Origin of the sequence: Paracoccus simplex, from assembly GCF_042648325.1 — a bacterium.
Taxonomy (GTDB): Bacteria; Pseudomonadota; Alphaproteobacteria; order Rhodobacterales; family Rhodobacteraceae; genus Paracoccus; species Paracoccus simplex.
Genome location: NZ_JBHRXE010000033.1, coordinates 57,045 through 70,165, shown reverse-complemented (window position 1 = coordinate 70,165; position 13,121 = coordinate 57,045). Strand labels below are relative to the sequence as shown.

Annotated in this window: 13 protein-coding genes; 10 read left to right on the top strand and 3 right to left on the bottom strand. The window is 70.0% G+C overall.

The window, feature by feature from the left end:
* Positions 1-53: 53 nt before the first annotated feature.
* The 10 genes from ACFOMP_RS11850 (at position 54) to ACFOMP_RS11805 (ending at position 8,017) form a co-directional block, all read left to right on the top strand.
* Positions 54-1,115 (top strand): ABC transporter ATP-binding protein, encoded by a 1,062-nt coding sequence (locus ACFOMP_RS11850; protein ID WP_379030762.1) that lies wholly within the window; start codon positions 54-56, stop codon positions 1,113-1,115.
* Positions 1,112-2,014: an ABC transporter permease gene (locus tag ACFOMP_RS11845; protein ID WP_379030759.1), complete on the top strand. Its 903-nt coding sequence runs from the start codon at positions 1,112-1,114 to the stop codon at positions 2,012-2,014. Before ACFOMP_RS11850 ends, ACFOMP_RS11845 begins: the two co-directional genes overlap by 4 nt.
* Positions 2,011-2,811 (top strand): ABC transporter permease, encoded by an 801-nt coding sequence (locus ACFOMP_RS11840; protein ID WP_379030756.1) that lies wholly within the window; start codon positions 2,011-2,013, stop codon positions 2,809-2,811. The genes ACFOMP_RS11845 and ACFOMP_RS11840 overlap by 4 nt, the downstream gene beginning before the upstream one ends.
* Complete coding sequence (locus ACFOMP_RS11835; protein WP_379030753.1) at positions 2,808-3,935, top strand: NAD(P)/FAD-dependent oxidoreductase; 1,128 nt, start codon at positions 2,808-2,810, stop codon at positions 3,933-3,935. The genes ACFOMP_RS11840 and ACFOMP_RS11835 overlap by 4 nt, the downstream gene beginning before the upstream one ends.
* The gene (locus ACFOMP_RS11830) at positions 3,919-4,212 is read left to right on the top strand and encodes a (2Fe-2S)-binding protein (RefSeq protein WP_199258065.1); all 294 of its coding nucleotides are present in this window, start codon (positions 3,919-3,921) and stop codon (positions 4,210-4,212) included. Before ACFOMP_RS11835 ends, ACFOMP_RS11830 begins: the two co-directional genes overlap by 17 nt.
* Entirely contained in the window at positions 4,209-5,603 is a 1,395-nt protein-coding gene (locus ACFOMP_RS11825; RefSeq protein ID WP_379030750.1) for an FAD-dependent oxidoreductase, read from the top strand. The genes ACFOMP_RS11830 and ACFOMP_RS11825 overlap by 4 nt, the downstream gene beginning before the upstream one ends.
* Positions 5,600-6,730: an NAD(P)/FAD-dependent oxidoreductase gene (locus tag ACFOMP_RS11820; protein ID WP_379030747.1), complete on the top strand. Its 1,131-nt coding sequence runs from the start codon at positions 5,600-5,602 to the stop codon at positions 6,728-6,730. Before ACFOMP_RS11825 ends, ACFOMP_RS11820 begins: the two co-directional genes overlap by 4 nt.
* Positions 6,731-6,759: 29 nt before the next feature.
* Positions 6,760-7,104: a RidA family protein gene (locus tag ACFOMP_RS11815; protein ID WP_289896821.1), complete on the top strand. Its 345-nt coding sequence runs from the start codon at positions 6,760-6,762 to the stop codon at positions 7,102-7,104.
* A 153-nt stretch (positions 7,105-7,257) separates the two neighbouring features.
* Positions 7,258-7,668: a hypothetical protein gene (locus tag ACFOMP_RS11810; protein WP_019352820.1), complete on the top strand. Its 411-nt coding sequence runs from the start codon at positions 7,258-7,260 to the stop codon at positions 7,666-7,668.
* A 151-nt stretch (positions 7,669-7,819) separates the two neighbouring features.
* Positions 7,820-8,017, top strand: a complete 198-nt coding sequence (locus ACFOMP_RS11805) for a hypothetical protein (protein WP_289896822.1) — start codon at positions 7,820-7,822, stop codon at positions 8,015-8,017.
* Between the two features lie 9 nt (positions 8,018-8,026).
* On the opposite strand, the gene ACFOMP_RS11800 is transcribed toward ACFOMP_RS11805, so the two are convergent.
* From ACFOMP_RS11800 to ACFOMP_RS11790, 3 genes are read right to left on the bottom strand one after another with little or no spacing between them, the layout of a single operon-like run.
* Positions 8,027-8,710, bottom strand: coding sequence for a Crp/Fnr family transcriptional regulator (locus tag ACFOMP_RS11800; RefSeq protein ID WP_379030743.1), 684 nt, complete (start codon positions 8,708-8,710; stop codon positions 8,027-8,029).
* On the bottom strand, positions 8,707-11,700 hold the full coding sequence (locus ACFOMP_RS11795) for an ATP-binding protein (RefSeq protein WP_379030741.1): 2,994 nt from the start codon (positions 11,698-11,700) through the stop codon (positions 8,707-8,709). The genes ACFOMP_RS11800 and ACFOMP_RS11795 overlap by 4 nt, the downstream gene beginning before the upstream one ends.
* Positions 11,690-13,066 (bottom strand): hypothetical protein, encoded by a 1,377-nt coding sequence (locus ACFOMP_RS11790; RefSeq protein ID WP_379030738.1) that lies wholly within the window; start codon positions 13,064-13,066, stop codon positions 11,690-11,692. The genes ACFOMP_RS11795 and ACFOMP_RS11790 overlap by 11 nt, the downstream gene beginning before the upstream one ends.
* Between the last annotated feature and the right edge of the window lie 55 nt (positions 13,067-13,121).

Sequence of the window (13,121 nt, the reverse complement as noted above, 5' to 3'; positions counted from 1 at the left end):
GGCCGGCAGCGGCCTCGCCCGTTTCCCGCACCCCAACGGCACGGAGAAATCGCATGGCCTTTCTGGATCTGGTCAGCCTGACCAAGAACTACGGCACCTTCACCGCCGTCGATTCGCTCAGCTTCAGCGTCGAGCGCGGCAGTTTCGTGTCGCTGCTGGGCCCCTCGGGCTGCGGCAAGACCACCACCCTGCAGATGATCGCCGGCTTCGAGGACGTCAGCTCGGGGCGCATCCTGCTGAACGGCCGCGACCTGGCCGCGGTGCCGGCGCGGCAGCGCGGGCTGGGCATCGTCTTTCAGACCTATGCGCTGTTCATGCACATGACGGTGGCCGAGAATGTCGCCTTCGGGCTGGAAATGCGCAAGGTCGACCGGGCCGAGCGCAAGCGCCGCGTGGCCGAGGCGCTGGACCTGGTGCATCTGTCGCATCTGGCCGACCGCTATCCGCGCGCCATGTCCGGCGGCCAGCGCCAGCGCGTGGCGCTGGCCCGGGCGCTGGTGATCCAGCCGGAACTGCTGCTGCTGGACGAGCCGCTGTCGAACCTGGACGCCAAGCTGCGCGAGGAGATGCAGCTGGAACTGCGCCGCATCCAGCGCGAGGCCGGCGTCACCACGCTGCTGGTCACGCATGACCAGTCCGAGGCCATGGCGCTGAGCGATCAGGTCATCGTCATGGAACGCGGCCGGCTGCAACAGGCCGCCGCCCCCTTCGACGCCTACGAGGCGCCGCAGACCTCGTTCGTCTCGGGCTTCCTGGGCAAAAGCAACAGCCTGCGCGGGCGCCTGTCCGGCAAGGGCCCCGAGGGCTCGGCGCTGGATCTGGGCGGGCTGCGCCTGCAGGGCCCCGCGGCCGATCTGCCGCCGGGCGAGGTGGAACTGGCGCTGCGCCCGGAACGCATCGAACTGGTGGCCGAGGGCAAGGGGCTGGTCTCGGGCACGGTCTCGGAACAGGTGTTCCTGGGCGATCAATGGCTGCTGAAGGTGGAAACGCCGCTGGGACCGCTGCTGATCCTGCGCCGCAATACCGGCCGCCCCGAGGCGGCGCCGGGCGACACCGTGCACCTGTCCTGGCAGCGCGACCACCTGCGCATCCTGCCGGTCGAGGGCGCGGCATGACCATGGCATCCACCGAAACCCTGCGCGAGACCGCCCGCCCCGCGCTGCCGCCCGCGGCGCGCAAATGGCTGCTGTCGGCGCCGATGCTGCTGCTTTTCGCCTTGATGCTGCTGGTGCCCTTGCTGATGACGCTGGTGCTCAGCTTCAACAGCTTCGACTTCTACAAGGGCATCGGCAGCGATCTGAGCCTGGCGAACTATGCCGAGGTGCTGGGCGACGGCTATTTCTACGAGATCTTCGGCCGCACCTTCGGCATCGCGCTGGCCACGACGCTGATCTGCGCCGCCATCGGCGTGCCGCTGGCCTGGTTCCTGAACCGGATGACGCCGTTCTGGCGCTCGGTCATGGTGCTGGTGGTGCTGGGCCCGCTGCTGATCTCGGTCGTGGTGCGCACGCTGGGCTGGGCGATCATCCTGGGCAACAAGGGCGTGCTGAACGGCGCGCTGATGGATCTTGGCCTGATCGAGCGGCCGATCCGGCTGATGTACAGCTCGGGCGGAATCGTGCTGGCGCTGGTCCATGTCATGCTGCCCTATATGGTGCTGGCGGTCTGGGCGGCGCTGCAGCGCGCCGATGCCTCGGCCGAGGCGGCGGCGGAATCGCTGGGCGCACGGCCCTGGACCGTGTTTCGCCGCGTGGTGCTGCCGCAGGCGATGCCGGGGGTGCTGTCGGGGTCGCTGATCGTCTTCGCGCTTTCCGCCTCGGCCTTCGCCACGCCGGCGATCATCGGCGGCCGCCGGGTCAAGGTCGCCGCCACCGCCGTGCATGACGAGTTCATGAACACGCTGAACTGGCCCTTGGGCGCCGCCATCGCGATGATCCTGCTGGTGGCGATCATGGCGGTGATGCTGACCTGGACCCGGCTGGTCGAGGCCCGGGTCGGAAAGGAATACGCATGAGACGCAACGGCATTTTCGCCAAGGCCTTCTGCGCGCTGTTCGCGCTGTTCATGCTGGCCCCGATCATCGTGGTGATCGGCGTGTCCTTCACGCCGACGGGCTACCTGGAATTTCCGCCCAGCGGCCTGTCGCTGCGCTGGTTCCGGGCCATCCTGGACAATCCCGACTTCATCACGGCGGCCTGGATCAGCCTGAAGCTGGCGCTGATCGCGGCGACGCTGGCCACGGTGCTGGCGGTGCCGGCGGCGCTGGCCATCGGCCGCGGCAGCTTCCGTGGCCGCGAGGCGCTGCAGGCGCTGTTCATGTCGCCGCTGATGGTGCCGACGGTGGTGCTGGGCATCGCCTTCCTGCGCTTCCTGACGCTGGTGGGCATCAGCGGCACCTTCACCGGCATGATGCTGTGCCATGTGGTGATCGTCACCCCCTTCATCCTGCGGCTGGTGCTGGCCTCGGTGGTGGGGCTGGACGCCGCGACCGAGCGGGCGGCCGTCGCCATGGGCGCCTCCGACTGGACGGTGTTCCGCCGCATCACCCTGCCCAGCATCCTGCCGGGCATCGTCGGCGGCTGGGTGCTGGCCTTCATCACCAGCTTCGACGAGCTGACGGTGACGGTGTTCATCGCCAGCCCGTCGACCACGACGCTGCCGGTGCGGATGTTCTCGCATATCGCGCAGACCACGGACCCGCTGGTCGCCTCGGTCTCGACGGTGGCGATCCTGTTCACGGTGGCCCTGATGCTGGCGGTGGACCGGCTTTACGGGCTCGACAAACTCCTGATCGGAGAAGGCAAGACATGATTTCCAACGAACGCGCCGCCGACACGCTGGTGGTCGGTGGCGGATTGGTCGGCGCGGCGCTGGCCTACGGCCTCGCGCGCGAGGGCGAGCGGGTGACCGTCCTGGACGAGGGCGACGTGGCGCTGCGCGCCAGCCGGGGCAATTTCGGGCTGGTCTGGGTGCAGTCCAAGGGCGACGGCCTGCACGACTATGCGCGCTGGACCCGGCATTCCGCCGATCTCTGGCCGGAATTCGCCGGGATGCTGCAGCAGGACAGCGGCATCTCGCCCGATTACGAAAAGCCCGGCGGCGTGCATTTCATGCTGTCGGAATCCGAGCTGGAGGCCAAGCGCGCCCAGATCGCCCGCATGCACAACGTGAACGGCGCCGCGGGCTACGGGGCCGAGATCATCGACCGCCGGCAGCTTGACGCCATGCTGCCGGGGCTGGGGCCGGACGTGATCGGCGCCAGCTGGTCGCCGCATGACGGCCATGCCAGCCCGCTGCGGCTGCTGCGCGGGCTGCACGCCGCCATCGCCGCGCGGGGCGGCCGCTATGTCGCCGATGCGCGCGCCGATCAGGTCGGGCGCGACGGCCAGGGCTTCTTTGCCCGCACCGCCAAGGGGACATACCGCGCCGGCAAGATCGTGCTGGCCGCCGGGCATGGCAATACCGCGCTGGCGCCGGCGCTGGGGATGACCATCCCGCTGCGCGCCGAAAAGGGCCAGATCCTGGTGACCGAGCGCGCCGCGCCGCTGCTGCCGATGCCGACCCATGTGCTGCGCCAGACCGCCGAGGGCACGGTGATGTTGGGCGACAGCCACGAGGATACCGGCTATTCCACCGACAGCGTCAGTGCGGTGATCCGCGACATCGCCCGCCACGCCGTGCGCTGCTTTCCCGCCATCGCCCGGCTGCGGGTGGTGCGTAGCTGGGGCGCGGTGCGGGTGCTCAGCCTGGACGGCTTTCCGGTCTATCAGGAATCCCCGGGCTTTCCCGGCGCCTTTTCCATCAACTGCCATTCCGGCGTCACGCTGGCCGGCGCCCATGCGCTGGCCCTGGCGCCGATGATCGCGCGCGGCCGGCTGGACGCGCGGGTCGAACGCTTCACCGCAAGGAGATTTGGACATGCCACGGCGCATTGACCCCGAAGGGGCGACGCTCAGCTTCACCTTCGAAGGCCGCCGGATCGAGGCGCGGGCCGGCGACAGCGTCGCCGCGGCCCTGACCGCGGCCGGCATCCGCGACCTGCGCGACAGCGCGGTCTCGGGCCAGCCGCGCGGCATCTTCTGCATGATGGGTGCCTGCTTCGACTGCCTGGTGGAAATCGACGGCCAGCCGAACCGGCAGGCCTGCATGATCCCCGTGACCGAAGGCTTGACCGTGCGCCGCCAGCGCGGCGCGGCAGAGGTGCATCCATGACCGCGACCCCCTCCACCCCCTTCGCCGATCTTGTCGTCATCGGCGCCGGCCCCGCCGGCATGGCCGCCGCGACCGAGGCCGCCAAAGCCGGGCTTTCCGTCATCCTGCTGGACGAGGCCCCGGCCCCCGGCGGCCAGATCTATCGCGGCATCGAGACCGCCGGCCCGCGCCGCCTGCAGATCCTCGGCCCCGACTATGCCGAGGGTCGCAGCCTTGCCGACAGTTTCCGCGCCTCGGGTGCAAGCTACCTGCCCGGGGCGCTGGTCTGGAACATCGGCACCGACAGGGTGGTCGATTATTCGCATCGGGGCGTCTCGCACCAGCTGCGCGCCGGCGCCATCATCGCCGCCACCGGCGCGCTGGAACGGCCCATGCCGATCCCCGGCTGGACCCTGCCCGGCGTCACCACGGTCGGCGCGCTGCAGATCCTGCTGAAGGGCTCGGGCGTGGTGGCGGAAGACGCGGTGCTGGCCGGCTCGGGCCCGCTGTTGTGGCTCTTGGCGGCGCAGATGGTCGATGCCGGCTGCCCGCCGCGCGCGGTGGTCGAGAACCTGCCGCGCGGGCGGATGCGGGCGGCGCTGCCGCATCTGCTGCGGGCGCTGCCGGCGCGCTCTTACCTGGCCAAGGGGCTGGCGCTGATGCGCAAGGTCAAGGCGGCGGGCGTGCCGATCCACCGCCATGCCACCGGCCTTGCCGTCGAGGGCGCGGACGCCGCCCGGGCGCTGGTCTTTGCCGCCGGCGGCCGCGCGCAGCGGATCGAGACGACCAGCATCGCGCTGCATCAGGGCGTGGTGCCGAACCAGCAGATCACCCGGCTGATGCGCGCCGATCACCGCTGGGACGCCAGCCAGCACTGTTTCCGCCCGGTGCTGGACGCCAGCGGCCAGACCTCGGTCCCCGGGCTTTACGTCGCGGGCGACGGGGCGGGCATCGGCGGCGCCAAGGCCGCCGCCCTGCAGGGCCGGCTGGTGGCGCTGTCCATCGCCGGCGGCGATCCCGCCCGCATGGCGCGGCTGCGGGCGGCGCTGGCGCGCGCCGCCGCGGTCCGGCCGTTCCTGGAAACGCTCTACGCCCCCGCCCCCGAGGTGCTTGCCCCCGCCGACGACACCGTCATCTGCCGCTGCGAGGAGGTGACGGCCGGCACGATCCGCGCCACCGTCGATCTGGGCGCCCCCGGCCCCAACCAGGTGAAATCCATGCTGCGCGCCGGCATGGGCCCCTGCCAGGGCCGGGTCTGCGGCCTGGCCGTGGCCGGTATCATCGCCGCGCGCAAGGGCGAGGATCCGCAGGTCACCGATTATTACCGCATCCGGCCGCCGCTGAAGCCGATCCCGCTGGCCGAACTGGCGCGCTTCGAGCCCGGCCCCGCCAGCGGGATGGCGGCGGAATGAGCAGCGCGGCGCCGCATTCCGGCCGCTCGGCCGAGCTGCTGGTGATCGGCGGCGGCATCCATGGCTGCTCGGCGGCGCTGCATGCGGCGCGGCGCGGCATGTCGGTGATCGTGCTGGAAAAGGACAGCATCGGCCGCCATGCCTCGGGGGTGAACGCCGGCGGGGTGCGGCGGCTGGGCCGGCATTACGCCGAGGTGCCGATCTCGCAGCATTCCATGCAGATCTGGTATGGCATCGCCGATCTGCTGGACGACGATTGCGGTTTCCAGATCGCGCCGCAGATCAAGGTGGCGGAAACCGAGGCCGAGCTGGCCCGCCTTGCCGCCCGCGCCGCCGACCTGCGCGCCATGGGCTTTGACCATGAAGTCATGCTGGACCGCGCCGCGCTGCGCCGCCTGCTGCCCGCCGTCGCCGATCACGCCCTGGGCGGGCTGGCGGCGCTGCGCGACGGCTTCGCCCAGCCCTACAAGACCACCTTCGCCTTTCAGCGCAAGGCGGCCGCGTCGGGCGTGCGCTTCCACGAGGGCTGCCCCGCCACCGCCATCCGCCGCGACGCCGACTGGATCGTGACGACGCCCCAGGGCGATTTCCGCGCCCCGCACCTGCTGAACGCCGCCGGCGCCTGGGGCGGGCGGCTGGCGGGGATGCTGGGCGAGCCGGCGCCGGTCGAGGCCATCGCGCCGATGATGCTGGTCACCAACCGGCTGCCGCATTTCTGCGACGCGGTGGTGGGGGCGACCGGGCGGCCCCTGTCCTTCAAGCAGATGCCGAACGGCACCGTGGTCATCGGCGGCGGCAGGCGCGGCCGCGCCGATGCCGCCTCGAACCTGTCCGAGATCCTGTTTCCCGAACTGCGCCTGACCGCGCAGGTCGCCGCCGAACTGTTCCCGATCATGCGCGACGCCCAGATCGTCCGCAGCTGGTCCGGGGTCGAGGCGCGCATGCCCGACGACATCCCGGTCATCGGCGCCTCGGCCCGCCACGAGGGGCTGTTCCACGCCTTCGGCTTTTCCGCGCACGGCTTCCAGATGGGCCCGGGCGTGGGCGAGATCATGGCCGGGCTGATCGCCACCGGCGGCACCAATGCGCCCCTGGCGCCCTTCTCGATCGCGCGCTTCGCCGCGTGATCACAACCTTCCCAACGAAAGGAAACCCGATGATCCAGCGCCATTTCCCGACCCGGATCAACCACCGCATCGTCGAGGCCGGCGGCATCCTGCATTTCGGCGGGCTGATCGCCGACGACCTGACCCAAGATATGAAGGGCCAGACCGCGCAGATCTGCGCCAAGATCGACAAGCTGCTGGCCGAGATCGGCTCGGACAAGGAAAAGCTGGTCACGGCGATGCTCTACATCACCGATTTCGACCAGAAGGAGGGCATGAACGAGGCCTGGCTGGAATGGCTGCCCGCCCAGCATCTGCCGACCCGCGCCACCATCGGCGTCGCCGAACTGGGCAAGGACGTGCTGATCGAGATCGTCGTCTCGGCCGTGCGCTGACCCCCGCGGCTGGCCGGGCACGACCCGGCCAGCCCGCCGCGCGCGCGGCAGTCACAAAAAACCGCCCCTGTGCGCCAGGACACATCGCCGCGCCGGCGGCCGCGCTAGTCTGTTCCTTGCCAAGATGGCCATCGCTTTCGGCAAGGAGCTACCATGACGGATATTCTGGATCGCGACAATCACCTGGTCCTGTCCCGCACCACGGATCTGGGCAAGGCCTATGAGGTCGGATACCCCAAGCAACAGGGCTATTCCGCCGCCTCGCTCGCCGATGAGCTGGCCCATGGCCCGACCACCCCGCCGGGCTATCAGGCCCTGTTCTGGGAGCCGGGCGGCGCCGGCTATACCTCGCCCGGCGCCGAGAATATCGGCATCGTCAACGGCTATGTCAGCCATGACCGGGGCGTGATCTATTCCTATCGGATCAATTTCTACAACAGCAAGGGCTGGCATTTCAAATTCATCGACGAAAGCGGCGATGTCTATTCCATCACCACGATCCGGAATGGCTGGCATTACATCGACTACAATTCCGACAAACCGATCATCTGCGGCGTTTCATGACCAAGCACTTTTCAGGGTGTTGACGAGTGACGTTTTGACAAGTTCCGGGGGGCGGACCCGCGCCGCCCCCCGCCCACCGGAAAACCTGGTCGCCTCGGATTCCGAACAGCGAAGCCGGGGAGATGCGTCCATCATGACAGGAGAGGAAATCATGTCGCATCTTCAAAGCCCCGATATGGTTGCATTCACCATCGGCAGGGTCGCGCTTTCCCTTGTGCAGGACCACGAAACCATCAGCGGCGACGCCATCGAGGTCGCCTTGCACCGGATCGCCAAGGGCCACATCACCGACCGCATCTCGAAAGAGATGGCGCAGGGCGCGCTGGCGGTGATCGCGGCCGCAGCATGACTGCGGGCGCTAAAGATCCTGATCCAGCAGGCCATCGGGGTCGGCGATGATGATCTCGCCGCGCCCGGCGCGCAGGATGCCGTCCTGCCGCATCGCCGACAGCGCCCGGCTGACCGCCTCGCGGTTGGCGCCGATCTGCGCGGCGATCTCGGCATGGGTGGGGAAATCCCGCAGCACCGCGCCGGGGCGCAGGCAGTCGGCCTGGACCGCGCGGCGCAGGACGAAGGCCTTGACGCGATCCGGCACCGACAGGGATGTCAGCTGGCACATCCGCTCGGTCAGGTCGCGCACCCGATGCGTCAGCCCGGCCAGAACCCGGTCGCGGAACAGGCCGCTGTCCCGGATCAGCTCGCGGAAGACGGCGGCCGGCATGATCGCCAGCTCTGCCGCCGTGCGCGCATAGACGCAGAGCGAGCGCGGCACCCCGTCCAGCGCGGTCAGCTCGCCGAAATAATTCCCCTCGGACATCGACGTGAAGATGATCTCGCGCCCGTCCCGGGTCCAATAGACGGCCAGCAGCTGGCCGCGGGTCAGGAAATGCACGTCGGCCTGTTCCTCGTCGCGGTCGATGACGATGGCGCCGCTGGCGAAATGCTGCCAGCGCAACGACCGGGCCGCGCGCTGGCGAACGGCGTCCTCCAGCCCCGAAAGCAGCGGAAACTGCCCGATATCCCGCGCCGGATCCGGGGTCATTCCGGCATCCAGCCGATGCGCTCGCCCGCCCGTTCGGCATGGGCCAGCCACAGATGCGCCCGCATCGCGCGGGCCTGGCCCCATGCCTGCGCCAGGCCGGCGCGCGCCGCCTGTGGCTGGCCCTGCGCGGCCAGAAGCTGCGCCTCGGCGATCAGGGCCGGGGCCAGGAACTGCGCCTCTCCGGTCTGGGCCAGGCGGGCCTTCAGCCCCGGCAGATAGGCCTGGGCGCGGGCCGGCTCGCCGGCCTTGACCAGTTCCTCGATCACCATGGCCTCGAACAGCGACTGCCAGGCGATGAAATTCGTCCGCCGCCAGCCCTCGAGCCCGTCGATCATCGCCGCGATGCCCTCGGTGCGGGTCGCCGGCTGCCGGGTCAGCGCCCAGCCCTGCGCGAAGCCGGACATGGCCAGGAATTCCGGGAAATGATGGGTGCGGGCCAGGGCTTCGGCCTGTTTCGCATGGGCGATGGTGGTTTCGGGATCGCCGCGGAACATCTCGGTCAGGAACATCGCCAGCAGGGAAAAGCCGCGGGCATGGGCGATGCCCAGGGCCCGGCCCAGTTCGAGCGCGCGGCTGGCGAAATCCTCGGCCGCCTCGAACTCCGCCGCGACCGAGGCGGTCAGCCCGGAATAGAACAGGCTGAACACCCCGAAATCCTTGAGGTATTTGGAAAAGAGCGGCGCGTGCCTCTCGGGGCGGTAAAGCGCGATGGTGCGGGCCAGATGATGGCCCGCCCGCCCCAGGTCGCCCTTGTGCCAGGCCACCAGACCGGCCAGCGTGTGCCCGGCCAGCTGCGCGCCCTCGCCTTCGTTGGGCAGGGCCAGCACCGTCCGGGCGGTGGTTTGCGCCGCGTCCAGCCGGCAGCAGGCCCAGTCGTGCAGGCCGGAATTGTAGTAAAGATGCGCGCGATCCTGGTTCAGGCCCAGCTCGCGCATCAGGTCCATGCTGCGCCGCTGGGCATCGCCGAAGGCGGCATTGCCCGGCCCGCCCAGGATCATCTGCAACGGCCCCTCGAGACTGTAGAGCGCCAGCTCCTGCTGGCGGCGCTCGTGGTTGTCGGTCAGGTGGGGCAGCAGGGCGAAGGCGCGGCCCAGATGGTCGCGCGCCTCTTGCAGGGCGCCGACGCGGACCGAGGCCAGCGTGGCATTGACCAGATAGCGCAGCGCCCGCGCGGGCTGGCCGCCATTCTCGAAATGCAGGGCCAGGAAATGCGCCGGCACCTCGGGCCAGCGCGTCTCGATCACCGCGGCCAGATCGGCATGCAGCCGCCGGCGCAGATCGGTGCCGAGATTGCCGTAGATCGCCTCGCGCACCAGGTCATGCGCGAAGGCCATGCCCAGGATGCCGGCGCGTTCCGCGGCCAGCTTTTCCGCCACCAGCCGGTCGACATGGCGGCGGATGCCGTCGCCGCTTTCGCCCAGAAGCGCGGCGATGATCGTCGGCTCGAAATGCGGGCCCATGACGGCGGCGGCCTGGGCGAAGCGGCGGGTGCGCTCGGGCAGCCGGCCCAGGCTTTCCTCGATCACGTCGAGCAGGTCCAGCGGCAGGTCGGGCGCGCCGAAATCGGCCTTCTCCTTGCGCAGCGCGTAATCGGCGAAGGCGGTGAGGTAAAGCGGCACGCCGCGCGCCTTGTCCTGCACCCATCGGACCATGTCGAGGTCGTCGGCGCGCGCGCTCAGCAGGTTGCGGATCAGGTCCTGGGACTGGGCGCGCGACAGCGGCTGCAGGCGCAGCGCCAGATCGGCCGCCAGCACCGGCTGGTCCTCGGGGCCCGCGGTGCGCTGGCTGAACAGCATCAGGACCGGCCGGTCCCGCAGCACCGCCTGGAAGCCGGCCAGGAATTCGACCGAGCTGGGGTCGAGCCAATGCGCATCCTCGACCACCACGATCAGCGCCGGCGAGACGCCCTGCAGATCAAGGATGCGGCTGGTCAACTGGTCGCAAAGCCAGCGCCGCAGCAGCACCGGATCGGCGCTGAGCTGGCGGTCGGCGTCGGAATGCGCGTCAAGCAGCACCAGCAGGTCGTCGATGGCCGTGCCCTGCAGGCCCCAGACCGCGCTGAACATCTGCCGCAGCTTCGCCTCGCGCCGGTGCTCGTCATCGTCCAGCACCACGCCGGCGACCCACAGCAGATGCGCCTTGATCGGGTGGAAGTCGCCGCCCCTTTCGTCGCGGCGGCCGTTCAGCACCAGCCGCTGACAGGCCTGTGCCAGCGGCGAATGGGCGAATTCCTCAAGCAGCCGGGTCTTGCCGAAGCCGGCCTCGCCCATGACGGCGACGGTCTGGCCCCGGCCCGCCATCGCTTCGGCCAGGGCCGATTCCAACGCCGCGCTTTCGGCCACGCGGCCGACCAGACCCGGGCGGGCGGGGTTTGCGGCGCGTTCGCCGCGCAACTCGCCCGCCTCCCAGCAGCTGACCGCCTCGGCAAAGCCCTTGAGCGGCTGGTCCGGCAGGGCGCGGAACGCGAACAGCCCTTGCGCGCCGCGCCGGCTTTCGGCGCAGACCAGCACGCTGCCCGGCGGCGCGACCGCCTGCAGCCGGGCCGCAAGATTGATGCAATTGCCGACCGCGCGCACCCCGGCGGCGCTGGCCCCGTCGCTGAACAGCGCCAGCCCCGAGGCGATGCCGATGCGGACATTGGCGGGAAAGGCCGATCCGGGCCGCTGGATCGCCCCGGCGATGCGCAGCCCGGCCGCGATCGCCGCCGCCGCGCGCGCCATCTCCTCGTGGCCGCGATGGAACAGGCACATCACGCCGTCACCCAGATATTGCACCACCTCGCCGCCAAACAGCCGGACATGCGCCGTGACCAGGTTGTGAAACGCCCGCAGCGCGGCGTTGTAGCGTTCCGGCCCCAGCGTGCCGATCAGCTCGGCCGAGCCGACAAGATCGACGAACATGGCCGAGACCGGGCGGTATTCCGACCAGTCGGCAGCTTCGTCACCCGCGGCGAAAGGCGCCGCGCCGGCCTGCTCCATGCTAATGGACATCGACGGTCTCTTGCTCCAGCCGCGCGTTTCCGGCGACCTCGTTATAGGCCGAAACCGCGAACATCAGCGCCATGTCGTAATCCAGCGCCACGATCCCGGCGCTTCTGGTCATCGGCTCGGATCCGGGCCGGTTCTGGAACCAGCGCATCCAGTCGGGCGAGCCGGGCTCGTACAGCAGGAAGGGCAGGTCGTCGCGGGGAAAGCTGCGATTGGGCGAGGGGTAGAGATTGGCCGCCCGCGGGAACTCGGCCGTGCCGTGGCAGCTCTGGCAGGACGAGGCGTTGACATGCTGGTCGTTCACATAGCGTTCGCCGCTGGGCAGGATGACGTTGTGCCGGCTCGAGACATCCATCGGCCCGGAAAGGCGCCCGCCCCAGCCGAAGGTCTCGCGGGTAAAGGCGGGGGCCGCCGGGTTGATCCAGCTTTGCCGGATCGCGGCCCGGCCGAAGCGGTCGGCCCTGGGTCCGGTGACCTCCGGGTCGTTGCCCCATTGCAGGCCCAGCGGCACGAAGCGTTCCCATGCCGAAAGGCCGGGCGCGTCCTTGTCATAGACGAAGACCGCGAACACCCAGCCGCTGCCCGGCGCGGCGGCGCTGTCCTTGACGCGGACGGCCATCTGCAGCGGGCGCACCGGCAGGACATGCGGGCGCAGGTTCGGCCCGCCCGCCAGCTGGTCCTCGGTCGTGGGGCGGAAGACATGCCAGACCGAGGTGTTTTCCAGGACGGGCCAGTCCTCGGGCGTGTTGGTCACCGCCTCGACCTTGGTCACGACCGAGCCTTCGGGGAAGCTGACCGCCTTCAGGTTCGGGGCATAGAGATTGGCCCAGACCCGCCCCAGCATCGCGGCGGCCGGCGCATTGTAATAGATCACCGCATGGTTCTGCACCGGGCCTTGCGGCGCCTGGCCCTCGGGGAAGGTCACGGCCGGCATGATCTGTCCGGAATAGGTGTTCATCAGCGCCTCGCGCCCCGAGGTCGGGTCCGTCACCCCGCCCGCGACCGTTCCTTCGCCGCTCCAGACCATGTCGTACCAGCCGGCCTTGACCGGATCCCAGTCGTCGGGACTGTCCACCAGCGTCCCCAGCGTCAGGCCCAGATAGGCCTTGAGACGGCGGGCATATTCGGGCGCGGTCTCCTGCGACAGCGGGCCGGCGGTCTCGCGGAAGGGCCAGCCCTTCTGCTCGGGCTGCTCGGGATAGTCCAGGTTCGCCAGCAGGAAGCGCCCCCGCCAGTTGTCCGACGGGTAAAGCCCGTTGTTCGACGCCAGCGGATCCTGCGCCCATGCGGCCCCCGACAGGACGATCCATGCCGCCGCGGCGACGAGGACAGGATAGTCTGCAAGCCTGCAGGAGAATGACTGGCGCATCAGAACGACTCCCGAGCAACGGCGGCGGGCGGTGAAACGCCCCGGATCGCCAGGC